The organism is Mesorhizobium sp. EU05-FHT14A09, assembly GCF_058790995.1.
On record NZ_JBYTDF010000001.1, the window covers coordinates 115,890 to 141,356 of the forward strand.

The window sequence follows — 25,467 nt, forward strand, 5'->3', positions numbered from 1 at the left end:
GCTCGGCACGCGGGATTTTTCGCGTTCCAGTGTCAAAGGGTCGGTCGTTCCTTTGATTTTACCGATGTCATTGCCACCCTTAAGGACCAGCCAAGAGGGCCTGAAAGTGAGCAATACCACCGCCATCCAATCCATTCCGGTTCTGGATTTCTCCCTGTTTGAAACCGATCCGACCGCTTTCCTCCGTCAGCTGAAGCGTGCATCGCGCGATGTCGGCTTCTTCTACCTCACCGGCCACGGCATCCCGCAAAGCCTGATCGACGATGTGCTGGCGTCGTCGCGTCGCTTCTTCGCACTGCCGGAAGCCGACAAGCTCGAGATCGAAATGGTCAACTCGCCACATTTCCGTGGCTACAACCGTGTCGGCCAGGAACTGACCAAGGGCCAGCGTGACTGGCGCGAGCAGATCGACATCGGTTCGGAGGCACCCGCGCTGCCGTTCGGCAAGGACCAGCCCGCATGGACCCGGCTGCAAGGGCCGAACCTGTGGCCCGATGCGCTGCCGGAATTGAAGCCGATCCTGCTCGAATGGCAGTCCGAACTCACCAGGCTGGCGACGCGCCTGCTCAAGGCTTTCGCCGTGGCGCTGGAGCAGGACCGTGATGTGTTCGAGACTATCTATGGCGGCCAGCCCAATCATCTGATCAAGATCATCCGCTATCCCGGCCGCGATGCCACCGAAAGCGAACAGGGTGTCGGCGCCCACAAGGATAGTGGCTTCCTTACCCTGCTGCTTCAGGAAAAGCAGAAAGGTCTGGAGGTCGAAATCGAGGATGGCCGCTGGATCGAGGCCGAGCCGCGCCAGGGCACTTTCGTAGTCAACATCGGCGAACTGCTGGAACTGGTCACCGACGGCTATCTGAAGGCGACCGTGCATCGCGTCGTCACGCCGCCGGCCGGTACCGATCGTCTGTCGGTCGCCTTCTTCCTCGGTGCGCCGTTCGACGCCGAGGTGCCGCTGCTCGACTTGCCTTCGCATCTCAAGGCACAGGCCGGCGGCATCACGCGCGATCCGCACAATCCGCTGTTCCGCAATTCGGGTCAGAACACGCTGAAGAGCCGACTGCGCTCGCATCCGGATGTCGCCGCGCGCCATCACGCCGATCTTCTCGCCGCCCAGGCGCGCACCGAGGCCGTGCCTGTCGCCTGAAACACGAAACCGATGGATCGAAACGAGGAGCAGACGAAATGACGCTGGAAAATCTCTCTGCCGAAACGCTTGCCCTGCATGGCGGCAGCTGGCGCGCGGATCCCGCCACGGGAGCCGTGGCGGTGCCGATCTACCAGACCACGTCCTATCAGTTCCAGGACACCGATCATGCCGACCGGTTGTTCTCGCTCGATGAAGTCGGTCACATCTACACCCGCGTCTCCAACCCGACGCAGGATGCCTTCGAACAGCGCATCGCTGCACTCGAAGGCGGCGCCGCGGCGCTGCTTCTCTCATCAGGCCAGGCGGCGTCGGCCTATTCGGTGCTGAACCTCGCCGGGGCCGGCGACAACATCATCTCGTCCACCGGTCTCTATGGCGGCACCTGGGCGCTGTTTGCCGCCACACTCAAGCATTTCGGCGTCGAGGTGCGTTTCGTCGACGCGTCGGACCCGGAGAATTTCCGCCGCGCCACCGATGAGCGCACCCGTGCTTACTACGCGGAGTCGCTGCCAAATCCGAAGCTGCAGGTCTTCCCGATCAAGGAGGTCGCCGACATCGGCCGCTCGCTCGGCGTGCCGCTGATCGTCGACAACACGGCGGCTCCCCTGATCATCCGGCCGTTCGAACATGGCGCAGCGGTCGTCGTTTATTCAGCCACCAAATACATTGGCGGCCATGGCACCTCGATCGGCGGCGTCGTCATCGACGGCGGCAATTTTCCCTGGGAAGAGCATGCCGACCGGTTCCCGACCCTGACACAGCCGGACCCCAGCTATCACGGCAAGGTCTGGGTGGAAGCGGCCAAACCGCTCGGCCCGGTTGCCTATGTACTGCGCATCCGTACCGTGCTGCTGCGCGATGTCGGCGCGGCCATCAGCCCGTTCAACGCCTTCCAGCTCCTGCAGGGTCTGGAGACGCTTCCGCTGCGCATCCGCCAACACAACGAGAACGCCCTGAAGGTTGCCGAATATCTCAAGGGTCACCCCAAGGTCAGCTCAGTCATCTTCCCGGGCTACCAGGAAGGTGAGGACAAACGTCGCGCCGATGCCTACTTCCGACACGGCAGCTATGGTGCGCTGGTCGGCTTCGAATTGAAGGATGGACGTGAGGCCGGCCGCAGCTTCATCAACGGGCTGAAGCTGCTCTACCATGTCGCCAACATCGGCGACGCGCGCTCGCTGGCCATCCATCCATCGACCACCACGCATTCGCAGCTCTCCGCCGAGGACCAGCTCTCCTCCGGCGTGACGCCCGGCTATGTGCGGCTGTCGATCGGCATCGAGCATCCCGACGACATCATCCGTGATCTCGAACAGGCGCTCGACGGCGCCATCGGCGAACAGGAACGGAAGGCCGCCTGAGCATTGGCGGCGGACCTTGGCGATCTGAGGAATGTGGGAGAGGGCAATGGCATCGATTGAAAACACAAGCGGGCGCAAGTTCACCCGGCGCGGTCTGTTGCGGACGGCCGGCGTGTTGGGCGCTGGAGCAGCGGCGGCTGGTCTGCTCGCCCGACCGACCAGCTATGCTATTGCCGGCAATGCAACCAAGGTTCGGGTGTCGTGGACAGAGTTCGCGGCCTGCCACTCGCCGATCGCCTTCGCGCTGTCGAAAGGCATCTATGCCCAGCATGGCCTGGACATCGAACTCTACTATCAGGGCGCCAGCGGCCAGACGCTGATCCAGTCCATCGCCACCAACAAGACCGATGCCGGCGCCGGTCTGCTCTACGATTGGGTGAAGCCGCTTGAACAAGGGCTCGACGTCAAGCTGTTCGTCGGTTCGCATGGCGGCTGCACCCGGCTGCTCGCTTCGAAGGCATCGGGCATCACGACACTGGCCGGGCTGAAGGGCAAGACCATCGTTTCCTACGATGTCGCCAGCCCGCCGAAGCATTCCTTCCAGGTCGCGCTCGCCAAGGCCGGGCTCGATCCGGAACGTGACGTCAACTGGATCAACGTACCGTTCGATCTCGTCGGCGAGACGGTGAACAAGGGCGATGCCGACGCACTCGCCCATCTCGATCCCTGGGCCTATTCGCACAAGAAGAAATTCGATCTGGTCGAGGTAGCCAACACGCAGACCGGTTCCTTCGACGGCGCCGTCTGTTGCGTGCTCGGCGTCAACAAGACTTTCCTGGAGGCCAACAGGGATGCCATCCGAAGGCTGGCGGAAGCTGACATAGCCATCCACGAATATTCCGCGGCTCATCCCGATGAAGTCGCCAAATGGTTCGTCGACAATCTCAATCCGGGCTTCCCGGTGGAAGACATCCGCGACCAGATCGCATCCTGGACCCTGCACAACCACCCGATCGGCAAGGAATTGCAGGACCAGGTGAAGTGGGCGGCCGATGACCTTGCCCTGATCAAGGTGCTCGACCCGACCACCAGCCCGGCCGAACTGGCCAGCCGCGTCACCGTCGACATCCTGGCCTGAGGCGGCACGGCATGAGCGCGGCAGCCGAAGGTGGCACATTTCCCGTCGCTCTCGGCGGTGCCGTCTGGAAGCGCGGCCTGCTCGCAGCTGCAGCCTGGATTGCGGCGGCGATCGTGACCGTTGCCCTGCCGGACGTGGTGCCATGGGGTAGTAGCGATCTCTTCGCTGGGCTTCTGGTTGCCGGCGGTGTTCTGCTGGCGCTCGCTTCCCTCGTGATCGATCGGCTGGGCCGGTTCGGTCGCTGGCTCCAGCATTACGGACCATGGTTCATCGCGCTCGGTGTCTGGCTGGCGCTGTGGGAGCTGGTGACCGCCAAGTTCGGCTGGCTGCCGAAACCGTTCTTCTCGCCGCCGCACGGGCTGCTGCACGTCTATGTGGTCGACCGGGAGCGGTTGCTGATCTGCATCGCCTATACCGCGCGCCTGTGGTCCATCGGCTTCACCACCGGCATCGTGCTCGGTTTCTTCGGTGGTGTCGCGCTTGGCTGGTCGCAGACCTTCTCTTACTGGGGCATGCCGATCCTGAAGCTGATCGGCCCGGTGCCGGCGAGCGCCTGGATTCCGGCGACATTCTTCCTGTTTCCGACCACCTTTCAGGCCAGCATCTTCCTGGTCGCGCTGGCGTCCGGCGTGCCGGTGGCGATCCTGACGGCATCGGGCGTCAACTCGGCCAGCCGCAGCTACTATGATGTCGCCCGCACACTCGGTGCTGACAACCGCTTCCTGGTCTGGCGTGTTGCCGTGCCCGCCGCACTGCCGAACGTCTTCGTAGGCCTGTTCATGGGCCTCTATTATTCCTTCGCGGTTCTGGTTGTCGCCGAGATGCTCGGCGCGAAATACGGACTCGGCTGGTACCTGCAGTTCCAGACCGCCTATTCGGCTTACGCCAATGTCTATGCCGCGCTCATCATCATGGCGTTGATCTGCTCAGGTCTGGTGAAATTGCTGTTCGTGGCGCGTGATCGCCTGCTGTCCTGGCAGAAGGGCGTGGTGCAATGGTAGCAGCCGCGATCCATCCCGATAGGCAGGCGATAGCTGGTGTCGCTGTGGAATTCCACGGCGTTTCCCATGCCTATGAGCTGGACGGGAACGCCTTGCCGGTTCTGCAGGAATTCAGCCTCTCCGTCGCCCCGGGAGAGTTCGTCGCTCTGCTCGGCCCGTCGGGCTGCGGCAAATCCACCTTGCTGCGGCTGGCGGCCGGGCTGGAACAGCCGGTGCGCGGTACGGTTTTCGCCGAAGGCACCGTGGTCGCAAAGCCTGATCCGGAACGCGTTCTCGTCTTCCAGGATCCGACACTGTTTCCATGGCGCTCGGTTCGCGACAACGTGGCGGTCGGGCCGCAGGCGCGCGGCATTCTGGCAGCCAGCCAGTCCCGCATCGATGAGGCGCTGAAGCTGGTCAAGCTCGACGCTTTCGCTTCGGCCTTTCCGCATCAGCTCTCCGGCGGCATGGCGCAGCGCGCCGCTTTGGCACGAGCCCTGGTCAATGACCCGCGTCTGCTTCTGCTCGACGAGCCGTTTGGCCGCCTCGATTCGTTGACCAGGCTTTCCATGCAGCGGGAGTTGCTGTCGCTCTGGCAGCAGGCCGGCTATTCGGCGCTTCTGGTCACGCATGATGTGGAAGAGGCGCTGCTTCTGGCGCAGCGCGTCATCGTGCTGTCCGAACGTCCAGCCCGCATCAAGGCCGACATCGCCGTCGACCTGCCTTATCCGCGCCGCCGTGATGACCCGACCATCGTCGCGCTGCGGCGGCAGGCACTTGAGATACTGGGGTTCGCGGAATGAGCGTTCGGTCGAAAAGAATGGCCAGGACTGCCTTGCCATGGCTCGAACTCGCCGGCGTTCTGCTGGTGATGGTCAGCATCCTGTGGTGGGCTGTCGTCTATGCGCAGGTGATGGCGAACACCGGCTTCTCACCGGCGCGCACGCTGCCCTGTCTGATCTACACGTCGGACCGTTGCTCGCTGGCGATGGCGCTGTGCAAGGATTGGCATTTTCTCGGCATCAAACGGTATTCGGCGGAACTGCTGTGGCTAGGGGTGGCAGCAGCGGCGATCGCGATCTTGGTGGGTGGGCTTTTCGGCAACACGGACAGACCGGAGGAATCCCGAACATGACCAGAATCGTACCTGTGCTCGATCTCAGCCGCCTCGACCAGGGCGCGTCGGAGCGGCGCACCTTCCTGGCGGACCTCAGGTCGGCAGCCCGCGATGTCGGGTTCTTCTATCTTGCCGGTCACGGCATTGCCGTCAGCGAGATCGAAACCGTACTCGCTTCGGCAAGGCGTTTCTTCGAACTGCCGGAGGACGAGAAGCTCAAGATCGCCATGGTCAACTCGCCGCAGTTCCGTGGCTATACCCGCACCGGTGGTGAGCTGACGCGCGGCAAGGCCGACTGGCGCGAACAGCTCGACATCGGCGTCGAACGCGAGCCGATCGCGCAGAAGCCAGGCGTCGCCGCCTGGACGCGCCTGCAGGGGCCGAACCAGTGGCCGAGGCTCTATCCGGAGCTGAAGCCGGTGCTGCTGTCCTGGCAGGCGCAGGTGACCGAGGTGGCGATCCGCCTGCTCAAGGCTTTCGCACTGTCGCTGGAACAGCCGGAGGATGCCTTCGACGCCATCTATGCCGGCGAGCCCAACCACCGCATGAAGATCGTGCGCTATCCCGGCCGCGACCTCACCGGCAGCGAGCAGGGCGTCGGCGCGCACAAGGATGGCGGGTTCCTGACGCTTCTGTTGCAGGATCACAATGAGGGCCTGCAGGTCGAGTATGACGAACGCTGGGTGCCGGTCGATCCGATCCCCGGCACGCTGGTCGTCAACATCGGCGAACTGCTGGAACTGGCTTCCAACGGCTATCTGCGGGCCACAGTGCACCGCGTCGTCACGCCGCCCGCCGGCATCGAACGCCTCTCGGTGCCGTTCTTCTTCAGCGCGCGGCTGGACGCTTCGATCCCGCTGCTCGACCTGCCATCCAACCTGGCGGCGGAAGCGCGTGGACCAGCCAGCGATCCCGACAATCCGCTATTCCGCAATGTCGGCACCAATGTCCTGAAGAGCCGGCTGCGCTCGCATCCGGACGTCGCCAGGCGGCACTATGCCGACCTGCTTGAAAGCGGCTTTGCTTCGGTCGCTGCCTGATCCGCATTTCGTCTCCTCTCACCTCGGCCGGGCTCACGCCCGGCCAATTTTTTTGAAGTACCAAGCGCGCGCCGCTTCCACCTCCAAAGCTTCTCTTTTTCGGCAAAGCGCTTCCCGGAATGGCGCAATTTTGGATTGTCGTTCCTTAGTCTACAAATTTTATGGAGTTACCGTCTGTCAGGGTCGGCGAAAAGGGGCTGAGCGCGATCGTTTCGGGTCGGCCTGTCAGAGCAATTCCAGGAAAAGTGCATCGCGGTTTTCCGTCCGGAATTGCGCAAACATAGAGGGCTTGAGCGGTTCTGCACGGAACCGCTCTGCGGAATCAGGAGTTATCGAGATGACATTTTTATCGCAACCCGGCGGCCTCTGGCGCCGTACGGTGGCGGCGTCGCTGGTCGTGGCAGCGACCGCGTTTTCAAGCGTGGCCGATGCCGGCCCGACGCTGGACAAGATCAAGCAGCGCGGCGCAATCAAGGTCGGCGTCGGCACCACGCCGGGCTTCTTCGCACCGGGCGACGACGGCCAGTGGAAGGGCTTCTTCGTCGACTACGGCAAGGCGCTTTCCATCACCGTGTTCGGCACGCCGGACAAGGTCGAGTTCACCAATTCCTCGCCGCAGCAGCGCCTGCCGGCACTCCAGGCCGGAGAGTTCGACATCCTGCTTTCGGGCGTGACGGTGACCATCGCCCGTGCCCTGCAGCTCGGTTTCCACTTCGGCCCGACCGTATTCTATGACGGGCAGGGCATCCTGGTCCGCAAGGACCTCGGCGTGACCAAGGCAGCTGAACTCGACGGCGCCACCATCGGTGTGCAGAGCGGCACCACCGGCGAGCTGAACATCGCCGACTTCTTCCGCAAGACCGGCAAGAAGTTCACGCCGGTGACGATCGAGGAAACCGGTGAGTTCATCAACGCGCTGGAATCCGGCCGCGTCGACGCCATCACGCAGGACAGTTCCGATCTCGTCGGCAAGCGCACCCAGCTGAAGAAGCCGGATGACTATGTCATCCTGCCGGAGCGCCTGTCCAAGGAGCCGCTGGCTCCGGCCATCGCCGGTGGCGACGATCGCTGGCAGGAACTGGTCAACTGGACCGTCAACGTCACCATCCAGGCCGAGGAATGGGGCATTACCTCGAAGAACGTCGACGAGTTCCTGAAGTCGGAGGATCCGGCGATCCAGCGCTTCCTCGGCGTCGATCCTTCGCTGGCGCAGGCCACCAACCTCGATCCGAAATGGGCCTACAACATCATCAAGACGGTGGGCAATTACGGCGAGATCTTCGACCGCAACCTGAAGCCGCTGGGCTGGGAGCGCGGCTACAACAATCTGTGGTCGAACGGCGGCCTGCTCTATTCGCCGCCTTTCCGCTGAGCTGACCGAGCTTCCTGAACCATGGCGACGACCGAAATCGTGCCGGGCCGCGATCGGCCCGGCCTGCTGAGCCGGCTGACCGGCTGGTGGGGGCCACGACCCTTCATCCAGCTGGCTGTCTTCGTCGCGGTCGTCGCTTTGTTCTGGCTGCTGGGCGCCAATGTCGCCGACACCATGCGGCGCATCGGCGTCACGCCGGGTTTCGGCTTTCTCGAACGGTCGGCCAATTTCGAGATCGGCGAAAGCGTCATCGCCTTCAAGGCGGGCGATCTCTACGGCTGGGCAATCCTCGCCGGTCTCATCAACACCGTCAAAGTGGCCGTGCTCGGCTGCGTTCTCGCAACTGTTCTGGGCGTCGCGCTCGGTGTCGCCAGCCTGTCCGGCAATCTGCTTCTGGCGACGCTCGTGCGCTGGTATGTCGAACTGATCCGCAACACGCCCCTGCTGCTGCAGCTGTTCTTCTGGATCGCGCTCGCCAAGTCCTTTCCGCCACCCAGGCAGGCGCTGTCGGCTTTCGACGCTCTCTTCCTGTCCAATCGCGGCGTCTTCGTGCCGGGCATCATTCTCGAGGAGTTTTCCAGCCGGACGCTGTTGCTGCTGGTCGCCATCGTCTTGTCTTATGGCCTCTATCTTTACACCGCGTACCGCCGCCGTCGGCTGAGGTTCGGCAATGGTATAGTCGCTACGCTCGTTCTGCTGGCTGCCGCCGGCACGGCGTTTCCGGCCACCGGCGCCATGCTTGCGCTCGACATGCCGGTGCTCGGCGGTTTCAACATTCGCGGCGGCTACAGCCTGACGCCGGAATTCGCGGCACTGCTGGCCGGCCTCACCGTGAAGTTCTCGGCCGCGATCGCCGAGATCGTGCGTGCCGGCATCCAGTCGGTCTCGCGCGGGCAATGGGAAGCAGCGCGAGCGCTTGGCCTGCATCCGGGGCAGATCATGCGCCTGGTGGTGCTGCCGCAGGCGCTGCGCGTCATCACGCCACTGATCACGTCGAGCTATCTCGACCTGACCAAGGATTCCAGCCTGGCGGTCGCCATCGGCTATCCGGACCTCGTGTCCATCATCAACACCACCGCCAACACCACCGGCCAGTCCTTCGAGGCGCTGGCCATCCTGATCGGCATCTATCTTGCCCTCAACCTGTCGGTGTCGGCGCTGATGAATGTCTACAACCGCAGGGTCGCCTTGCGCGGAGACGTTTCGCGATGAGCCTCGTCGATATCGCTTCCCTGCCGCTGATGCGCCGCTCCTTCGACTGGAAACCGCTGTGGAACGGCCTGTTTGGCACCAGGCTGAACACGGCGCTGACCGTGCTCACCCTTGCCTTCCTGGTCTGGCTGTTGCCCCCGCTGTTACGCTGGCTGGTGCTCGACGCCACCTGGACCGGCACGGCGCAGGACTGCGCCGCGGCATCGGGCGCCTGCTGGGCCTTCGTGACAGCCAAGCTGCGCTTCATCCTGTTCGCCTTCTACCCGCAGGACCTGCAATGGCGGCCGACAGCGGCACTCGTCCTGCTGCTCGGCCTGCTCGTCATCACTGCTCAGCCGCGCTTCTGGCGGCGCGAACTGTTGATCGCCTGGCTGTTGGTCATCGGCCTCTGTTGGGCGCTGCTGACCGGAACGCTGACCGGATCGCCGGTGCCGTCCAACCAGTGGGGCGGGCTGCCGGTCACCTTGCTGGTCTGGTCGGTCTGTTTCGGGCTCTCGATCCCGCTGGCGGTGCTCCTCGCGCTGGCGCGGCGTTCGAAGATGGGCGGCCTGCGCACGCTGGCGGTGCTGTTCATCGAACTGATGCGCGGCACGCCGATGGTGGCGATCCTGTATGTCGCGATGCTGATCCTGCCGATGGCCATTCCCGGCGGCCAATTCGTCGACAAAACGGTGCGGGCTATCCTCATGATCACGCTGTTCTGGTCGGCTTATGTCGCCGAGGTGGTACGTGGCGGATTGCAGACCATCCCGCATGGCCAGGAAGAGGCGGCCAAGGCGCTCGGCCTCGGCTATTGGCGCACCATGCAGCTGATCGTGCTGCCGCAGGCGCTGCGCCAGGTCATTCCCGGCATGGTCAACCTGGCCATCGGCTTCCTGCTCGCCACCTCGCTGCTTGCCGTCATCGGCATCTTCGACCTGCTCAACGCGGCGCGTGCCTCGACCACCGACCCGAAATGGCTGGGTTTCTACGATGAGGCTTATCTGGTTGCCGGCGTCATCTATTTCCTGTTCTGCTTCGGCAGCTCGCGTTATAGCCGCTGGCTGGAGACGCGGCTGAGGGCACCACACCATTGACCCTGTAGCGATCGTCTCACCGGAGATCGCCATGCCGTCAGAGACCAGCATCGAGATCAGGCCGCTCGCTCGCCATGATGCGCCGGCCTTGGCCGCGCTGATGGCTGACTACGCCGCCGCCATGGGCGGTGCAGTCCGGCAGCCGAGGCCGGAAGCCGCGCTGCGTCTTTTCGACGAACCGATGGCCGGGCTCGTCGGTGCCTGGAACGGCGGCGCGCTTGTCGCTTTCGCCCTGTTCTTCGACCTGCCCGAGACGATCTCGGGCGAAAGGGCAGGGCAACTGGACGACCTTTACGTGTCGCCGAACGCGCGCGGCCACGGCCTCGCCAAGGCACTGATCGCGCACCTCACCGAGCTCGGTCGTGAACGCAACTGGGTTCACCTGCGCTGGCTCATGCCGGAAGACAACGCCGCTGCCCTGCGCGCCTATGAAGGCATAAGCGAAGCAGCCCCCTGGCAAAGCCGTGTCATCTGGCTGCGCAGGGAGCTGGAGTATTGAGGGGTTTCTTTCCGGGGATGGTGCACAGCAGCTGGCCAAGCTAGGCTGTTCGCATGCCACATACACCTGTTCAACCCGGGAAGCGCAGTTTTGCCAAGACACTGCGGCGCGACATGACCGAGGCGGAAGGACGGCTTTGGGAACAGCTTCGTGGTCGCCGGCTCGAGGGTCTGAAATTCCGTCGACAGGTGCCGATCGGTTCATATGTTGCAGATTTCTTCTGCGCAGATGCCATGTTGATCGTCGAGGTAGACGGCAGCCAACACGCCGATTCAGTGCACGATCGACAGCGTGCCATGGCTCTCAAGGCGCTTGGTTTCCGAGTTCTGCGCTTTTGGAATGACGAAGTACTGCGTGAAATGAATGCTGTCTGCGACACCATCATTGCGTATGCCAAGGATCAAAATCTCGAGCCATGGCGATGATCTGCCTTCTCCCCTTGAGGGAGAAGGTGGCTCGGCGCGTAGCGCCGAGTCGGATGAGGGGTGTTGGAAGAAGCGAGGCGCTGCAGGAGCGAGCACCTGTCTCAGCAAGACACAAACTTGAAAAGCCGCACTCCGTCCAGCACCCCTCATCCGACCTCGCCTTTGGCTCGGCCACCTTCTCCCTCAAGGGGAGAAGGGGAATTACCTACGCCGCCAGTGCCTGTGCCAGGTCGGCGATCAGGTCGTCGGCATCCTCGATGCCGGCCGACAGCCGCACCAGGGAATCCGAAATGCCGAGGGCTGCCCGTTGTGCGGCGGGGATCGATGCATGCGTCATCAGTGCCGGATGTTCGATCAGGCTCTCGACGCCGCCCAGGCTCTCCGCCAGCGCGAACAGGCGCGTATGCTCGAGGAAACGCTTGGTGCCGGCGAGGTCGCGGTCGAGCTCGACCGTGATCATGCCGCCGAAGGCATCCATCTGTGCCTTGGCGAGCTGATGCTGCGGATGGCTTTCCAGGCCCGGATAGAGGACACGGCGCACATCCGGACGCGCCTCGAGCCAGCGCGCGATGGCAAGCCCGTTGGCGGAATGGCGTTCCATGCGCAGCGCCAGCGTCTTCAGGCCGCGCAGCGCCAGGAAACTGTCGAATGGCCCCGAGATGGCGCCGACTGCGTTCTGCAGGAACTTGAACTGGTCGCGCAGTTCGGCATTGTCGCCGACCGCCACGACCCCGCCGACCATGTCGGAATGGCCGTTGAGATATTTGGTCACCGAATGCACGACAATGTCGATGCCGAGCTCCAGCGGCCGCTGGATGTAAGGGCTGCAGAACGTGTTGTCGGCGACCGTGAGCACGCCCTTGCGCCGGGCCAGCGCTGCGACCGCGGCGAGGTCGACAAGCCGCAGCAGCGGATTGGTCGGCGTCTCCACCCACAGCAGCTTGGTTTCCGGCCGGATCGCCGCCTCGACGGCGGCGAGATCGGTGAAATCGGCAAAGCTTATCTGCAGCCCGGCCGAGCGCTTGCGCACGCGTTCGAGCAGGCGGAACGTGCCGCCATAGATGTCGTCGGTCGCGACGATATGGGCGCCGGCATCGAGCGATTCCAGGATGTTGGCGATCGCCGCCAGGCCCGATGCATAGGCAAACGCCGCCGAACCGCTTTCGAGATCGGCCACCGCCCGCTCGAAGGCGAAGCGGGTCGGGTTCTGGCTGCGGGCATATTCGAAGCCCTTGTGCACGCCCGGCGACTGCTGCGCATAGGTCGAGGTGGCGTAGATCGGCACCATCACAGCGCCGGTGGTCGGGTCGTGGCTCTGCCCGCCATGGATGGTGCGGGTCGAGAAAGCGAGCCTGTTCTTGCCCTGGATGGTCATCGGTTGCGCCTCAGATGGTTGATCAGGTCGATACGGGTGATGAGACCGACGAATTCGTCGCCGTCGAAGACGATGGCGACTTCGTTGCGGTCGAAGACAGGCAGCAGCGCGTCCAGCGTCTGGTTGGCCTGCAGCGTGTGCAGATCGGCGGTCATGGCCGTGCGCACCGGCTGGTCGAAACGCTGCCAGCGGCCATCATACGGCCCGTCGACATTGCCCAGGATGTCGCCTTCGTCGACGATGCCGACCAGCCTGCCATCGTCGAGCACCGGCAATTGCGAGACGTCGCCGCGCCGCATGCGCCCATAAGCGGTGAGCAGCGTGTCGTCCGGTCCCACGAACACCGTGCCGCCCTCGCGATGCGAACGCGCGACCAGGTCCGAGAGATCGCCATGCTGTTCACGCTCGGCCAACCCCTGTTCGGCCAGCCAGAAATCGTCGAACACCTTGGAGAGGTATTTGTTGCCGCTGTCGCAGACGAAGGTGACGACGCGTTTCGGCACCTTCTGCTCGCGGCAGTAGCGCAGCGCCGCCGACAACAGTGTGCCGGAGGATGAACCGGCCAGGATGCCTTCCTTCGAGAGCAGGTCGCGCACCGCCAGCATCGAGTGCCGGTCCGACACCGAATAGGCCTTCTTGACCAGCGAAAGGTCGCAGTTCGGTGGCACGAAATCCTCGCCGATACCTTCCACCGTCCAACTGCCGGCCTCGACCATCTCGCCGGTCTTCACCAGCGGCGCCAGCACCGAGCCGACCGGATCGGCCAGCACCATCTCGGTTTTGGGCGAGACGCCGGCGAAGAAGCGGCCAAGGCCGGACAGGGTGCCGCCGGAACCGACGCCGACAACCACCGCGTCGACATCGCCGTCGAGCTGCTGCCAGATCTCGGGGCCGGTGGTGGTCTCGTGCGCCAGCGGATTGGCCGGGTTGGAGAACTGGTTGGCGTAGAAGGCGCCGGGGGTCTCGGCGGCCAGCTTCTCGGCCATGTCCTGGTAATATTCGGGGTGGCCCTTGCCGACATCGGAGCGGGTCAGCCGCACCTCAGCGCCGAGCGCCCGCAGGTGCTGCACTTTTTCGCGTGACATCTTGTCGGGCACGATCAGGATGATGCGGTAGCCGCGCGGGATACCGACCTGGGCAAGGCCAAGGCCGGTGTTGCCGGCGGTCGCTTCGATGATGACGCCGCCCGGACGCAGCCGGCCGTCGCGTTCGGCCTGGTCGATCATCGAGCGGGCGATGCGGTCCTTGATCGAGCCGCCGGGGTTCTGGCTTTCCAGCTTGATGAACAGCCGGCACTTGCCGGTATCGAACTTCTTCAGCTCCACGATCGGTGTCTCGCCGATCAGGTCGAGCACCGATGCGACGGGCGGCTGCAGCCGCTTCATCGCGCCACCATGTTCCGTTTCTGCTTTCGCGCCCATCGCAACGCTCCCTACCGGATTGCTGCCGGCATGCGTCCTGATCGCAGAAGCGATGGCTTCTTGTCGAAGGAAAGAATTTCCTTTGATCGACGATCAGTAGAATGTCGTTTCAGTTCTCCGGAATTCTGGTCTCCAGGCGACGCAACCATGCTCAGCATGAGAATGGTTTTCGCCAATCACATGCAAACAATATGGCGTTGCAGGCGCGGTTGGCCAGTCCTATCCGCCTAGTGGTGGGGGAGCCGGCCTCCGTTCAGCTCTTTTCGATGTGCACCGTTTCCCCATCGGCCGGGATCAACAGCTGGGCGGCGTCGATGCCAGCGGCCTCGGCTGTGCTGCGCAGTGCAGCCCGGTCGATCGTGGCGTGGTCGAGCGCTTCCATATGCACGGCAATCACCTTGGCCTGCGGTGCCGAACGCGCCACATCGACGGTCTGTTTGTCATCCATGACGATCAGCTCGCCATCCCAGCGTGCGCCACAGGAATGGGTGATGACGATGTCAGGCTTTGTCGCTGCGATCGTTTCAACGACCGGCGGATAGAGCACCGTATCGCCGGCCCAGTAGAGCGATGGCTCGCCCTCCGCCTCCAGCGAGAAGCCGATCACCGGCCCCATCTTCTCGACCACCGGTCCCAACCCATGGCTGCCGTCGCGGCGGGTCAGCCTGATGCCGTTCCAGGTTCGTTCGGAAGCAAGCGTCGTGACATTCTCGAAACCGAAGCCGCGGATGGTCTCTTCGTTGCCCGGCTGGCAGATCAGCGGCAGGTCCTTTGCGATCACCGCCTGCGCCACGGTGTCGAAATGGTCGGCATGCAGATGCGAGACGATGACCAGGTCGACTCCGGCGAGGATTTCCTCGATGTCGACCGGCAGGTCGACCATCGGGTTCGGCGAACGTCCGGTGAAGGAAGGGCGGCTGTGCTTGTCGCCAAGGTCCGGGTCGACGAGCAGCGTCTTGCCGGCGACTTCGATCTTCAGCGCGGCGTTTCGGAACAGGCGGATCTTCATGATGTCCTCGGCAAAGATGCGACAGTGCCGATGTGTACCCCGCTCTTGATCCGGGAGAAAGGCAGGGCAGCACCTCTCGCAGCCGGAGGACGAAAAAAGATCGTCGTCCTCCTCCTCCTCCGGGATAGAACTGCCGCGTCAATCCTACCAGCGGATCGAAGGATCGGGTGTCGGAATGGCATCGAGCAGTTCGCGCGTATAGGCGTGCTGCGGCCGTTCGAACAGGTCGGCGGTCGCCGCATCCTCCACGATCTCGCCGGAACGCAACACGATGACACGGCTGCACAGCCGGCGGATCACCGACAGGTCGTGGCTGATGAAGGCGAGTGTCAGCCCGAGCTCTGCCACCAGCTTCTCCAGCAGCATCAGCACCTGCGCCTGCGAGGACACGTCGAGGCCGGACACGATCTCGTCGGCGAGGATGAATTCCGGCCGCATCGCGATCGCACGGGCGATACCGACGCGCTGGCGCTGGCCGCCGGAGAGTTCGTGCGGATAGCGCCGCGCGAAATCGGCCGGCAGGCCGACATGTTCCAGTGCCTCCCTGACGCGTGGATCGTTCGCCCTGGCATTCAGCGGCGCCGCCACCGTGTGCCCGACGGTCAGGCGCGGGTTGAGCGACGACAGCGGGTCCTGGAAGATCATCTGGATGCGCGGTCGAAGCGGCCGCATGGCGGCATCGGAAAGATGCGCGATGTCGTGCCCGTCGAACAGCATGCGGCCGCCGCTCGGCTCGGTCAGCCGCACCAGCGTGCGCCCGAGTGTCGTCTTGCCGGAGCCGGACCCGCCGACGATGCCGAGCACCGCGCCACGCGGGATGGTGAAGCTGACGCCTTTCAGGATCTTCAGTCGCGGTGCTGGTCCGAACAGCGGCTTTCGCGTCATGTCGGCGACATCGACGATGAGGTCCGAAACCTCGAAGATGTTGTCAGCCATCTTGTCAGCCACGGGCGCCTCCATTCGGACGCCAGGCGCTGTCGCTGGCCGCGACCTCGGTGGCGACGGCATCGAGCACCGCGCGCGGCACCGGCTTCAGCGACGAGGCTGGATCGGTATGGCGTGGCGTTGCCGCCAGCAGCGCCGAACTGTAGGGGTGCTGCGGAGCCGCGAAGAAGCGTTCCACCGTGGTGTCTTCCACCACCTTGCCGGCATAAAGCACCGAAAGCGTGTCGCAGACCTTGGAGACCACGCCGAGGTCATGGGTGACGAACAGCAGGGCGGTTCCGTGGCGCGCCTGCAGTTCGGAGATCAGTTTCAGGATCTGCTTCTGCACGGTGACGTCGAGCGCCGTGGTCGGTTCGTCGGCAACGATCAGCTTCGGCTCGGCGGCGAAGGCCGAGGCAATCAGGATGCGCTGGCGCATGCCGCCGGACAGTTCGTGCGGGTAGAGCCGCATGACGCGCTCGGGCTCCGGAATGCTGACTTCCGCCAGCACTTCCAGAGCGCGCGTGGCGGCCCGCGCCTTCGTCCAGCCGAGAATGTCTACGAGGCGATCGGTGATCTGCGGGCCGATGCGCCGCGATGGATTGAGCGCCGTCAGCGGATCCTGCGGGATCAGCGCCGCCTTGGCGCCGATCAGCCGCCGGCGCTCGCCAGGCGACACTTTCTGCAGGTCCTGGCCGTCGAGCAGGATCTCGCCTTCGATGATCTCGACGGCCTTGGGCAGCACGCCGAGCACGGCCTTGCCGATCATGCTCTTGCCGGCGCCGCTTTCGCCGACCAGCCCACGCACGGAGCCGGCCGGCAGGCTGATGTCGACCGACCGCAGCAGGCGCTGGCTGGTGCCCGCAAGCCGCGCCGACAGTCCGCGTATCTCCAGGAAGCCGCTCATCGCAGCACCGGATCGAAACGTTCGCGCAGGCCGTCGCCGAATTGCGCGAAGGACAGCACGGTGAAGAAAAGCGCAATCAGCGGGAACACCAGCACCCACCAGGCCTGATGGATGCTGGTGCGGCCTTCCGCGATCATGCCGCCCCAGGTCGGCTGGTCGGTTGAGATCGACAGGTTCACGAACGACAGGATCGCCTCGACGATGACGGCAATGCCCATTTCCAGCGTCAGCAGCGCGATGATGGTGGGCAACACATTGGGCAGGATCTCGCAGGCCAGCGTGCGCAGTCGCGTGAAGCCCGCCACCTTGGCGCTGTGCACATAATCCATCTTCGACTGGTTGAGCGTTTCGGCACGCACGACGCGGCAGAAGCGCGTCCAGTCGATGATGACGATGGCGAGGATGACGGAGGTGAGGCCGGTGCCGAGCACCGCGATCAGCAGGATCGCGAACAGCACCGGCGGGAACGCCATCCAGATGTCGACCAGCCGGCTGATCAGCCGGTCGGCCCAGCCGCGATAGAAGCCTGCGACGAGGCCAAGCGCCGAGCCGAGCAGGCAGGTGGCGGTGCCGGCGATCAGGGCGACGATCAGTGCAATGCGTGCACCATGGATGATGCGCGACAGCACATCGCGGCCGAGGCTATCGGTGCCCAGCCAGTAGCCTGGTTCGGCGCCGGCCACCCAGGCCGGCGGCAGCCGGCCGAGCATCAGGTCCTGCGCCAGTGGGTCATGCGGGCTGATCCATGGTGCCAGCAGCGCCGCCAGCACGAACAGGGTCAGCCACAGGGCCGACAACCAGAGCCTTGCGCCAGCGCGCCGGCGTATCGAACCGCGTCCGTCAAGCATGGCGCAGCTTCGGGTTGAGGAAGGCATAGGTCATGTCGACGGCCAGATTGACGAAGGTGAACAGGATGGCGAACAGGATGACGATGCCCTGGATCAGCGGCAGGTCGCGGTTGATGACGGCGTCGATCGCCATGTTGCCGAGCCCTTCATAGGAGAACAGCCGCTCGATGATGACGGTGCCGCCGATCAGGAAGGTGAACTGCACGCCGACCAGGGTCAGGGTCGGCAGGATCGAGTTGGGCAGGGCCTCCGACAGGATGACCTTGGTTTCCGAATAGCCCTTGGTGCGGGCGAGCACGGAATAGTCGAGGTTGACCGTTTCCTTGAGCGACTGCTTGAGCAGTTGCGAGATAATCGCGGCCAATGGCAAAGCGAGCGCGAGAGCCGGCATGAACATATGGGAAAGCAGGTCTGCCAGGATGTCGAAGCGCAGGCGCAGGATGCTTTCGAACAGATAGAACTGGCTGGTGAAAGGCAGTTCCAGCCGCGGCGACACCCGGCCGGAAATCTGGAAGACGGGCCAGAGCACGCCGAACAGCAGGATCAGCGCCAACCCCCACAGGAAATCCGGAACCGACAGGCCGATACCGTTGGCGACGTCGATGCCGGCCTCCGTCTTGCGGCCCCGGAAGCGTGTTCCGAGAATGGCCAGCGTCACCCCGATCGCCACAGCCATCACGAGCGCCATGATCGACAGTTCCAGCGTTGCCGGCAGCCGGTCGAGCACCAGCGACAGCACCGGCTGGCGCGTCGAGATCGAGGTGCCGAAATCGCCGTGCAGCACATTGCCGAACCAGATGACGAACTGTTCGAAGATGGATTTGTCGAGCCCGTAGAGCGTCTTCAGCCGTTCGATATCGGCATCGGTCGCGCCGGGCGGCAGCATCATGGCGATGGGATTGCCTGGCACCACGCGGATGACGACAAAAACGATCACCGCCACGCCGAACAGCGTGATCAGCGTGGTGATGAGCCGGGAGACGGTCTGGCGAAGAAGCAGCATGAGGGATGATCTCCGGCCCGGCGCGAACCGGGCCGGGGAACTATAGCTTATGCGCGCTTGATCAGGTGCGGCAGCAGCGCGCCCGACTTGTGCGGCGTCACCTTGAGGCCTTCGCGGTGCACGATTGGTTGCGCATATTGCAGCAGCGGGATCACCAGCCCTTCTTCGGCGATGTAGCGATCGACATCCTTCCAACCCTGGATGCGCTTGGCTTCGTCCTTCTCACCCCACAGCGGGATGATGCGGTCGACGAGCTCCTTGCCGTCCCAGACCGAATGCGGGCTCGGGCCGAACATGGCAAAGCCGGTCGAGGTGGTCGGGTCCCCAACGGCGTTGCCCCAGTTGTAGAAGGCGGCCGGTGCCAGCTTGTCGGCGGCGCGCAGCTCGTAGTGCTGCGCGATCTCGTAGACCTCGATCTCGGCTTCGATGCCGACCTTGCGCCACATGCCGACGATCGCCTGGATCATCTCGTAGTCTTTCGGCTTGAAGCCGCGCGTGGTCTGGATCTTGAACTTCACCGGTTTCTCCGGCGAATAGCCGGAAGCGGCGAGCAGCTTCTTGGCTTCCTCGACATTCGCATCGACCTTGATCGAGGCGTCATAGGCCGCGTATTCCGGCGTCTCCAGCGTCGACAGCGGCACGCCGTAGCCGCGCAGCAGGCGGTCGATCAGCAACTGCTTGTCGATGGCCTTGATGGCGCCGAGGCGCACATTCTTGTCCAGCATCGGGTCGACGTCGTTGATGAAGATCATCGCGATGTCGGAGACGGTTTCGCAGCTGCCCTTGAGCTTGCCGCCGGTCAGCCGGTCGTATTCCTCATACGGGATTTCCAGCGTCACGTCGGAATTGCCGGATTCGACTTCGGCGACGCGGCTGGCGGCATCGGTGACGAACTTGATGGTGACGGTTTCGAAATCCGGCTTGCCGCCCCAATAGTCGGGATTGGCCTTCAGGCGCACGAAGGCGTTGCGTTCGTAGCGGTCGACCATATAGGGGCCTGTGCCGATAGGCTTGGCCTCGAAGCCTTCCGCGCCGACCTTTTCGTAGTAGGCCTTGGGCAGCACATAGCCGGTCAGGAACGACATCCACTTGAAGATGGTCGGCTCGAACTCAATGACGTCGGCCTCGACGCGGTTGCCGTCGACCTTGAAGTTGCCGACCTTCGACCAGACGAACTGGATCGGATTGCCGGTTTCGGCCTTGCCGGCGCGCGCCAGCGACCAGGCGACGTCCTCGGCCGTGAAGGGGCTGCCGTCATGCCATTTGACGCCTTCGCGAACCACCAGGAAGATCTTGGAGCGGTCGTCGTTCCAGCCCCATTCGGTGATCAGCCCCGGCGCGAAGGACAGGTCCGGGTTCTGGTGGATGAACATGTCGAACACGGACTGGTAGAAGCCCTGGATGGTCGGGTTCACCGCCGACGGGCCGACCGTCGGATCCCAGGAAGGCAGGTTGACGTTGTAGGCGATGGTGAGCTCGTCCTTGCCCTGGGCAAAGACTTTGCCCGGCAGCGTCAGGCTGGCGGCAGCCACACCGGCGCCCGCCAGTTTCAGCAGGGTGCGTCTGTTTGTATGTCCGTTCATCATTGTGTTCCCCATTGTTGTGATGCCCATTATTGTTTCGTGCGAGGCAATCGGCTTGCTCAGAGCGCCGCGGTTGCCTCGATCTCGATGAGAAATTCTGGCATCGCCAGCGTCTGGACGCCGATCAGCGTGTTGGCGGCAGGCGTCGCATCGCCGAAGAAGGCCTTCACTTCGGCCTCGATCGGGCCAAGCTTGTCGGGCGTGTGGTTGACGACATAGGTCCGCAGCCGCACCACGTCGCCGGGTGTGGCGCCGACTTCCGCCAGCACGGCCTTGAGATTGGCCAGTGCCTGGCGTGCCTGCGCGGCCAGGTCGCCCGGTCCGACGAGTTCGCCGGCGCTGTTCCAGGCAACCTGGCCTGCCATGTGCAGGGTGCGCCCGCTGTTCTGCTCGACGGCATGGGAAAATCCGAACGGCAGCGACTTGTACATGCTGTCGGGGTTGATCGCCTTGCGCTTCATATTGGTCCTCCCACCTCTGGAGCCCGCTCCCCGCGAGCTTTGTTTTGAAGATTTGTTTCAGCCGCCTGCCAGTTGCTGCGCGAGCAGAAAGCCGGAGCCGGCGCCGACGCCCGCGCCGGGCCATGTCGCGGCGCCGGCCAGATGAAAATTGCGCACCGGCGTGCTCCAGTCGGCCGAGCCGGTTGCCGGCCGGAACAGGAAATTCTGTGACAGGTGATGGCTGCCGCAGATCTGGTCGCCGCCGACCAGATTGGCGTTGCCGCTTTCGAGATCGAGCGGGCTCACCACCGTGCGTTCGATGATCTTGCCCGAAAGGCCCGGCGCATAGCGTTCGATGATGGCAATCGCCCGGTCGGCATAAGCCTCCCGTACCGTTGCCCAGTCGCGATCCTGGATCACGCCGGCTGCGTCGCCCCTGATCTCGGCGGGCACGACGCGCGTCTGCAGCCACAAAATATGCTTGCCGTTCGGTGCGCGGGTGGGATCGATTGCGGTCGGCTGGCCGACCACGATCACCGGCTCGGCCGGCAGCAGGCCCGCCTGGGCTTCCTGATAGGCGCGCGCCATGACATCCAGGGACGGCGCGACATGCACATAGGCGAAGCGCTGCAGGTCAGGGTCGGCCCAGTCCGGCAGTGAATCCACCGCCAGATGGATCATCATGGTGCCGGGCGCATGGCGGAAATCGCGCATCTTGCGGTCGAAACCGCTGTTGCCGGAGCCCTCCGGCAACAGCCCGGTCAACGCCTTTGGCGAAACGGTTGCGATGACGGCACGGCTGGCCTCGATGCGGCGTCCATCGGCCAGCACCACACCCGTCGCCCGGCCGCCGGCGGTGACGACACGCTCGACCCTGGCATTGCACTCGATGGTGCCACCATGGCCTTCGACCATGGTCGTCAGCGCCCGGATCATGGTGTCTGCGCCACCCTTGCCCAACACCATGCCGAAGCTCTGGTTGGCCATGCCTTCGAGATAGGGGAAGACCGCCCCGCCGGCGATATCGGGCGCGAAATCCAAATGCATGCCCCAGGCGCCGAGCATCGCCTTGACCTCGTCGCTTTCGAAGGTCTCATCCAGCCAGGCGCGCGGTGACGACAACAGGAAACGGCCGAGGTCGAGGGTGCCGGAAATGCCGTCCTTGCGCAGCAGTGAAAACAAGATACGTGCAAGTGCACGCTTTTTCATCGAACTGCCGAGGATCGAAAAGATCCGCTCGGCCCGCGCCGGAAAGGCCTTGACCAACGTCTCCCAGGTCTCGCCGTCGCGTGCTGAAACCGCGCCGATGCGCGCCATCGTCTTTGCCAAGTCGGTGGATACGCCCAGCCAGCGTCCGTCCGGGAACACCGAAGCGAAACAGTCCTGGACTGGTGCAAATTCCAGTCCATGTTGTGCCAGTTCTGCGCCGTAAACCCGGTTGAATGCAGAGCCTGCGAACAGGCTGAGGTTCATGGCGGCGAGGTCGTGGCGATAGCCGGGCCTGGTCAGCTCAAGCGTCTTCACGGCGCCGCCCGGGCGGTCCGCCGCCTCGAACAGACCGATCTTCCAACCGCGTTTGGCGAGATGCGCCGCACAGGCAAGTGCGTTGTGTCCCGCGCCAATGAAAATGGCGTCGTATTTGGTCATGGAATTAGTTCACCCTTAAAATGATATTTGCATACGCATCTAAATTCGTCTAGCCTGATCTTCGGGAAAAACCGGTGCTGCCGCGATTGCTGGCGCCCGGTCAAAAGAATGAAGAACATGCAATCAGGAGGATTGAATATGACCGCTGCAAATGCGCTTGCCGGCCTGGCCGAGCTTCTGGTGAGTGGAAAGGTTGACGTCGTTGACCTGTCCGCGCCGCTGGGTCCGGACACTCCGCTTCTCAAGCTTCCGCCGGAGTTCGCGGTGGATACGCCGAAGATCGAGATCCACACCATCTCGGAATACGACAAGAACGGTCCGTTCTGGGCCTGGAACTGGCTGAAGATCGGTGAGCATTCCGGCACGCATTTCGATGCGCCGCACCACTGGATCACCGGCAAGGAATATTCCGACGGCTACACGGACACGATTCCGGTCAGCAACTATGTCGCGCCGGTCAACGTCATCGACTGCTCGGCCGAGTCGGCGGCCGACAACGACTATCTGCTCACCGCAGAAGGCGTGAAGGCCTGGGAAGCCAAGCACGGCGCCATCGGCAAGGGCGAGTGGGTGGTGATGCGCAGCGACTGGGACAAGCGCAACGGTTCCGAGGCGTCCTTCCTCAACGCCGACGCCAACGGCCCGCATTCGCCGGGACCTTCGGTCGACTGCATCGAATACATCATCGAGCGCGGCGCGATCGGCTGGGGCACGCAGTGCATCGGCACCGATGCGGGTGCGGCCGGCGGGATGACCCCGCCATTCCCGGCGCACAACCTGATGCACAAGGCCAACCGTTATGGCCTGGCCAGCCTCTGCAATCTCGACAAGCTGCCGGCCAAGGGTGCGATCCTGATCGCCGCGCCGCTGAAGATCGTCAAGGGCACCGGCAGCCCGGTGCGTGCTCTGGCGCTGGTTCCCCGGGTCTGATCGGAGCTACCGTGGCCTACGATCACATCATCATCGGCAGCGGCATCAACGGGCTCGTGGCGGCAGCGATGCTGTCGAAATCGGGCGCGCGGGTGCTGCTCCTGGAGCGCGAGCAGCGCCTCGGCGGCTGCATGTTCAGCACCGAGGCAACGCTTCCGGGCTTCACGCATGACGTGATGGCGGCCACTTTCGTTCTTTTCCTGACCGGGCCTGCCCATGCTGCGCTCGGTCAGGATCTCGCCCGTCACGGGCTCGAATTCTGCCATACGCCGCATCCGACGGCGGCACTGCGTCCCGACGGGTCGAGCGTCGTGCTGACCACCGACCGTGCCGCCAATGTCAAGGCCTTCAATGGCCTGTCCTCGGGTGATGGCGATCGTCATGCCGCCGATGTCGGTTCGATCGAAGCCAGCGCCGGACTGCTGTTCGGTCTGCTCGGCGGCCAACTATGGAGCCTCGCCACCGCGAAACTGCTGGCGCGCGAAGCCTGGCGGCGCGGCCTGCGCGGCCTGGTCGACTATTTCGGCGGTGCCCTGGCGCCGGCACGCGACTGGCTGGAAACAAGCTACAAGTCGCCGAACATCCAGGCCTTGCATGCGCCTTGGGCGCTGCATTGCGGACTGTCGCCGGAAGACACCTATTCCGCCCAGATGGGCAAGGTCATCGCCTTCGCGCTGGAAGCGGCGGGTGCGCCCATCGTCAAGGGCGGCGCCGGCAGGGCCGTCGATGCTTTCCGCGCGCTGATCCAGGAACAAGGCGGCACGATCCGGACCGGCGCCGATGTCGAGCGCATCCTGGTTCGCAACGGCAAGGCGACCGGTGTTCGGCTTGCCGGCGGCGAGGAGATCGGCGCTTCGAATTCCGTCATCGCCTCCGTTGCGCCGGGCCAGCTCTACGGGCGCCTGCTCGGTCCGGATGCACCATCACCAGCCAAGGATGCGACCCGCGCCTATCGCCACGGTCGTGGCAACTTCCAGCTTCACTACGCGCTCGACCGCGCGCCGCGCTGGCGCGCCGAGGGTCTGGAGAAGGTTGCGCTGATCCATCTCACCGACGGCATCGACGCCGTTTCCAAATCGCACAACGAGGCGACCCGCGGCATGCTGCCGGTTACGCCGACCATGTGTGTCGGGCAGCCGGCTTCGCTCGATCCGTCGCGCTGCCCCGAAGGCAAGGCGATCCTCTGGATCCAGGTGCCGGATGCGCCACGCCTCATCAAGGGCGATGCAGCCGGCGAGATCGCCGTGCAGGGCACATGGGATGATGCGACGCGCGAGGCGTTTGCCGACCGCCTCGAAGCGATCCTGGCGAACCACATCGAGGGTTTCCGCGAAACGGTGCTGGCGCGGCGCGCCTATTCGCCGGCGGATCTCGAAGCGATGAACATCAATCTGGTCGGCGGCGATCCTTATGGCGGCGCCTGCACCATCGACCAGTTCTTTGTCTGGCGGCCATTCGCAGGGTCGGTCAACCACCGCAGCGCGGTCAAATCCCTTTATCACATCGGCGCCTCGACCCATCCGGGTCCGGGTCTTGGCGGTGGGTCGGGCTTCCTCGTGACCAAGGAGTTCCGGTGAACGAACGCACCATCATAGGCGACGATACCGAAGGGCCACGGCTCGGCGAGATCGGGTTGCAGCAATTTGCGCCCTATCTGATGAACCGCATCATGGGCCGCTACAATGCCTCGTTGCGCGAAGACCTCGCCAAGCTCGGCCTGACCACGCCGAAGATGCGGGCGCTGGCCGTGCTGTCGGTGATCGACAATCTCGCCATCAGCCGGCTGGCCGTCTACGCCATCACCGAGCAGTCGACGCTCAGCCGCGCGCTCGATGCGCTGGAGACCGACGGGCTGGTGCGGCGCACCGCCGATCCGGAAGACAGCCGTGCCACGCGCATTTCCATCACCGAGGCCGGTCGCGCCGCCTTCGAGACGCTGTGGCCAACCATGCGTGATACCTACAACCACATGTTCGCAGGCATCGATGCGGCAGAGCACGCCGCATTCGTGGCGACCCTGCAGAAGATCCTGCTCAACGTGCGCAAGCATGAATTCTGACCGACCTG

General features: G+C 64.1%; 25 protein-coding genes. 15 read left to right on the forward strand and 10 right to left on the reverse strand.

What is annotated here, in order from left to right; translation table 11 throughout:
* Positions 1-106: 106 nt before the first annotated feature.
* From AC3WTO_RS00515 to AC3WTO_RS00570, 12 genes are all read left to right on the forward strand, one after another.
* A complete protein-coding gene (locus AC3WTO_RS00515; protein ID WP_492458726.1) occupies positions 107-1,150 on the forward strand; it encodes an isopenicillin N synthase family dioxygenase in 1,044 nt (347 codons plus the stop codon).
* Between the two features lie 38 nt (positions 1,151-1,188).
* Positions 1,189-2,514: an O-acetylhomoserine aminocarboxypropyltransferase/cysteine synthase family protein gene (locus tag AC3WTO_RS00520; protein ID WP_492458727.1), complete on the forward strand. Its 1,326-nt coding sequence runs from the start codon at positions 1,189-1,191 to the stop codon at positions 2,512-2,514.
* A 46-nt stretch (positions 2,515-2,560) separates the two neighbouring features.
* On the forward strand, positions 2,561-3,592 hold the full coding sequence (locus AC3WTO_RS00525) for an ABC transporter substrate-binding protein (RefSeq protein WP_492458728.1): 1,032 nt from the start codon (positions 2,561-2,563) through the stop codon (positions 3,590-3,592).
* An 11-nt stretch (positions 3,593-3,603) separates the two neighbouring features.
* A complete protein-coding gene (locus AC3WTO_RS00530) occupies positions 3,604-4,593 on the forward strand; it encodes an ABC transporter permease (protein ID WP_492458729.1) in 990 nt (329 codons plus the stop codon).
* Positions 4,587-5,375 (forward strand): ABC transporter ATP-binding protein, encoded by a 789-nt coding sequence (locus AC3WTO_RS00535; RefSeq protein WP_492458730.1) that lies wholly within the window; start codon positions 4,587-4,589, stop codon positions 5,373-5,375. The genes AC3WTO_RS00530 and AC3WTO_RS00535 overlap by 7 nt, the downstream gene beginning before the upstream one ends.
* 17 nt (positions 5,376-5,392) lie before the next feature.
* Positions 5,393-5,707 (forward strand): hypothetical protein, encoded by a 315-nt coding sequence (locus AC3WTO_RS00540; protein WP_492458731.1) that lies wholly within the window; start codon positions 5,393-5,395, stop codon positions 5,705-5,707.
* Positions 5,704-6,729, forward strand: coding sequence for an isopenicillin N synthase family dioxygenase (locus AC3WTO_RS00545; protein WP_492458732.1), 1,026 nt, complete (start codon positions 5,704-5,706; stop codon positions 6,727-6,729). Before AC3WTO_RS00540 ends, AC3WTO_RS00545 begins: the two co-directional genes overlap by 4 nt.
* A 337-nt stretch (positions 6,730-7,066) precedes the next feature.
* Positions 7,067-8,101: an amino acid ABC transporter substrate-binding protein gene (locus AC3WTO_RS00550; protein ID WP_492458733.1), complete on the forward strand. Its 1,035-nt coding sequence runs from the start codon at positions 7,067-7,069 to the stop codon at positions 8,099-8,101.
* Between the two features lie 21 nt (positions 8,102-8,122).
* A complete protein-coding gene (locus AC3WTO_RS00555) occupies positions 8,123-9,313 on the forward strand; it encodes an amino acid ABC transporter permease (protein WP_492458734.1) in 1,191 nt (396 codons plus the stop codon).
* A complete protein-coding gene (locus AC3WTO_RS00560; RefSeq protein WP_492458735.1) occupies positions 9,310-10,389 on the forward strand; it encodes an amino acid ABC transporter permease in 1,080 nt (359 codons plus the stop codon). Before AC3WTO_RS00555 ends, AC3WTO_RS00560 begins: the two co-directional genes overlap by 4 nt.
* A 31-nt stretch (positions 10,390-10,420) precedes the next feature.
* Positions 10,421-10,888 (forward strand): GNAT family N-acetyltransferase, encoded by a 468-nt coding sequence (locus AC3WTO_RS00565; protein WP_492458736.1) that lies wholly within the window; start codon positions 10,421-10,423, stop codon positions 10,886-10,888.
* A gap of 53 nt (positions 10,889-10,941) precedes the next feature.
* Complete coding sequence (locus AC3WTO_RS00570; RefSeq protein WP_492458737.1) at positions 10,942-11,313, forward strand: endonuclease domain-containing protein; 372 nt, start codon at positions 10,942-10,944, stop codon at positions 11,311-11,313.
* Positions 11,314-11,518: 205 nt separating this feature from the next.
* On the opposite strand, the gene AC3WTO_RS00575 is transcribed toward AC3WTO_RS00570, so the two are convergent.
* The 10 genes from AC3WTO_RS00575 to AC3WTO_RS00620 form a co-directional block, all read right to left on the reverse strand.
* Positions 11,519-12,688, reverse strand: coding sequence for a cystathionine gamma-synthase (locus tag AC3WTO_RS00575; protein ID WP_492458738.1), 1,170 nt, complete (start codon positions 12,686-12,688; stop codon positions 11,519-11,521).
* Positions 12,685-14,073 (reverse strand): pyridoxal-phosphate dependent enzyme, encoded by a 1,389-nt coding sequence (locus tag AC3WTO_RS00580; protein ID WP_492460002.1) that lies wholly within the window; start codon positions 14,071-14,073, stop codon positions 12,685-12,687. Before AC3WTO_RS00580 ends, AC3WTO_RS00575 begins: the two co-directional genes overlap by 4 nt.
* Positions 14,074-14,362: 289 nt before the next feature.
* Positions 14,363-15,118, reverse strand: coding sequence for an MBL fold metallo-hydrolase (locus AC3WTO_RS00585; RefSeq protein ID WP_492458739.1), 756 nt, complete (start codon positions 15,116-15,118; stop codon positions 14,363-14,365).
* A gap of 144 nt (positions 15,119-15,262) precedes the next feature.
* Entirely contained in the window at positions 15,263-16,054 is a 792-nt protein-coding gene (locus AC3WTO_RS00590) for an ATP-binding cassette domain-containing protein (protein WP_492460003.1), read from the reverse strand.
* Positions 16,055-16,058: 4 nt separating this feature from the next.
* The gene (locus AC3WTO_RS00595) at positions 16,059-16,949 is read right to left on the reverse strand and encodes an ABC transporter ATP-binding protein (RefSeq protein WP_492458740.1); all 891 of its coding nucleotides are present in this window, start codon (positions 16,947-16,949) and stop codon (positions 16,059-16,061) included.
* Positions 16,946-17,797 (reverse strand): ABC transporter permease, encoded by an 852-nt coding sequence (locus tag AC3WTO_RS00600; RefSeq protein ID WP_492458741.1) that lies wholly within the window; start codon positions 17,795-17,797, stop codon positions 16,946-16,948. Before AC3WTO_RS00600 ends, AC3WTO_RS00595 begins: the two co-directional genes overlap by 4 nt.
* The gene (locus AC3WTO_RS00605; protein WP_492458742.1) at positions 17,790-18,800 is read right to left on the reverse strand and encodes an ABC transporter permease; all 1,011 of its coding nucleotides are present in this window, start codon (positions 18,798-18,800) and stop codon (positions 17,790-17,792) included. Before AC3WTO_RS00605 ends, AC3WTO_RS00600 begins: the two co-directional genes overlap by 8 nt.
* A gap of 47 nt (positions 18,801-18,847) precedes the next feature.
* On the reverse strand, positions 18,848-20,383 hold the full coding sequence (locus AC3WTO_RS00610) for an ABC transporter substrate-binding protein (RefSeq protein WP_492458743.1): 1,536 nt from the start codon (positions 20,381-20,383) through the stop codon (positions 18,848-18,850).
* 59 nt (positions 20,384-20,442) lie between these two features.
* On the reverse strand, positions 20,443-20,844 hold the full coding sequence (locus AC3WTO_RS00615; protein WP_492458744.1) for a RidA family protein: 402 nt from the start codon (positions 20,842-20,844) through the stop codon (positions 20,443-20,445).
* A 57-nt stretch (positions 20,845-20,901) separates the two neighbouring features.
* A complete protein-coding gene (locus tag AC3WTO_RS00620) occupies positions 20,902-22,470 on the reverse strand; it encodes a phytoene desaturase family protein (RefSeq protein WP_492458745.1) in 1,569 nt (522 codons plus the stop codon).
* Positions 22,471-22,608: 138 nt separating this feature from the next.
* Here AC3WTO_RS00620 and AC3WTO_RS00625 point away from each other — a divergent pair, with 138 nt between their 5' ends.
* Genes AC3WTO_RS00625 through AC3WTO_RS00635 form a run of 3 tightly spaced genes read left to right on the forward strand, consistent with a single transcriptional unit; the run spans position 22,609 to position 25,459 of the window.
* On the forward strand, positions 22,609-23,400 hold the full coding sequence (locus tag AC3WTO_RS00625) for a cyclase family protein (protein WP_492458746.1): 792 nt from the start codon (positions 22,609-22,611) through the stop codon (positions 23,398-23,400).
* A gap of 11 nt (positions 23,401-23,411) precedes the next feature.
* Complete coding sequence (locus AC3WTO_RS00630; protein ID WP_492458747.1) at positions 23,412-24,977, forward strand: phytoene desaturase family protein; 1,566 nt, start codon at positions 23,412-23,414, stop codon at positions 24,975-24,977.
* Entirely contained in the window at positions 24,974-25,459 is a 486-nt protein-coding gene (locus AC3WTO_RS00635; RefSeq protein ID WP_492458748.1) for a MarR family winged helix-turn-helix transcriptional regulator, read from the forward strand. Before AC3WTO_RS00630 ends, AC3WTO_RS00635 begins: the two co-directional genes overlap by 4 nt.
* Positions 25,460-25,467: the final 8 nt, after the last annotated feature.

Excerpts from the sequence above, each read along its gene's own strand:
- AC3WTO_RS00565 (WP_492458736.1), top strand. The coding sequence starts at position 10,421 with ATGCCGTCAGAGACCAGCATCGAGATCAGGCCGCTCGCTCGCCATGAT.
- AC3WTO_RS00555 (WP_492458734.1), top strand. The coding sequence starts at position 8,123 with ATGGCGACGACCGAAATCGTGCCGGGCCGCGATCGGCCCGGCCTGCTG.
- AC3WTO_RS00625 (WP_492458746.1), top strand. The coding sequence starts at position 22,609 with ATGACCGCTGCAAATGCGCTTGCCGGCCTGGCCGAGCTTCTGGTGAGT.
- AC3WTO_RS00600 (WP_492458741.1), bottom strand. The coding sequence starts at position 17,797 with ATGCTTGACGGACGCGGTTCGATACGCCGGCGCGCTGGCGCAAGGCTC.
- AC3WTO_RS00540 (WP_492458731.1), top strand. The coding sequence starts at position 5,393 with ATGGCCAGGACTGCCTTGCCATGGCTCGAACTCGCCGGCGTTCTGCTG.
- AC3WTO_RS00575 (WP_492458738.1), bottom strand. The coding sequence starts at position 12,688 with ATGACCATCCAGGGCAAGAACAGGCTCGCTTTCTCGACCCGCACCATC.
- AC3WTO_RS00595 (WP_492458740.1), bottom strand. The coding sequence starts at position 16,949 with ATGAGCGGCTTCCTGGAGATACGCGGACTGTCGGCGCGGCTTGCGGGC.
- AC3WTO_RS00545 (WP_492458732.1), top strand. The coding sequence starts at position 5,704 with ATGACCAGAATCGTACCTGTGCTCGATCTCAGCCGCCTCGACCAGGGC.
- AC3WTO_RS00570 (WP_492458737.1), top strand. The coding sequence starts at position 10,942 with ATGCCACATACACCTGTTCAACCCGGGAAGCGCAGTTTTGCCAAGACA.
- AC3WTO_RS00620 (WP_492458745.1), bottom strand. The coding sequence starts at position 22,470 with ATGACCAAATACGACGCCATTTTCATTGGCGCGGGACACAACGCACTT.
- AC3WTO_RS00525 (WP_492458728.1), top strand. The coding sequence starts at position 2,561 with ATGGCATCGATTGAAAACACAAGCGGGCGCAAGTTCACCCGGCGCGGT.
- AC3WTO_RS00580 (WP_492460002.1), bottom strand. The coding sequence starts at position 14,073 with ATGAAGCGGCTGCAGCCGCCCGTCGCATCGGTGCTCGACCTGATCGGC.
- AC3WTO_RS00615 (WP_492458744.1), bottom strand. The coding sequence starts at position 20,844 with ATGAAGCGCAAGGCGATCAACCCCGACAGCATGTACAAGTCGCTGCCG.
- AC3WTO_RS00605 (WP_492458742.1), bottom strand. The coding sequence starts at position 18,800 with ATGCTGCTTCTTCGCCAGACCGTCTCCCGGCTCATCACCACGCTGATC.
- AC3WTO_RS00550 (WP_492458733.1), top strand. The coding sequence starts at position 7,067 with ATGACATTTTTATCGCAACCCGGCGGCCTCTGGCGCCGTACGGTGGCG.
- AC3WTO_RS00560 (WP_492458735.1), top strand. The coding sequence starts at position 9,310 with ATGAGCCTCGTCGATATCGCTTCCCTGCCGCTGATGCGCCGCTCCTTC.
- AC3WTO_RS00590 (WP_492460003.1), bottom strand. The coding sequence starts at position 16,054 with ATGGCTGACAACATCTTCGAGGTTTCGGACCTCATCGTCGATGTCGCC.
- AC3WTO_RS00610 (WP_492458743.1), bottom strand. The coding sequence starts at position 20,383 with ATGAACGGACATACAAACAGACGCACCCTGCTGAAACTGGCGGGCGCC.
- AC3WTO_RS00520 (WP_492458727.1), top strand. The coding sequence starts at position 1,189 with ATGACGCTGGAAAATCTCTCTGCCGAAACGCTTGCCCTGCATGGCGGC.
- AC3WTO_RS00535 (WP_492458730.1), top strand. The coding sequence starts at position 4,587 with ATGGTAGCAGCCGCGATCCATCCCGATAGGCAGGCGATAGCTGGTGTC.
- AC3WTO_RS00585 (WP_492458739.1), bottom strand. The coding sequence starts at position 15,118 with ATGAAGATCCGCCTGTTCCGAAACGCCGCGCTGAAGATCGAAGTCGCC.
- AC3WTO_RS00530 (WP_492458729.1), top strand. The coding sequence starts at position 3,604 with ATGAGCGCGGCAGCCGAAGGTGGCACATTTCCCGTCGCTCTCGGCGGT.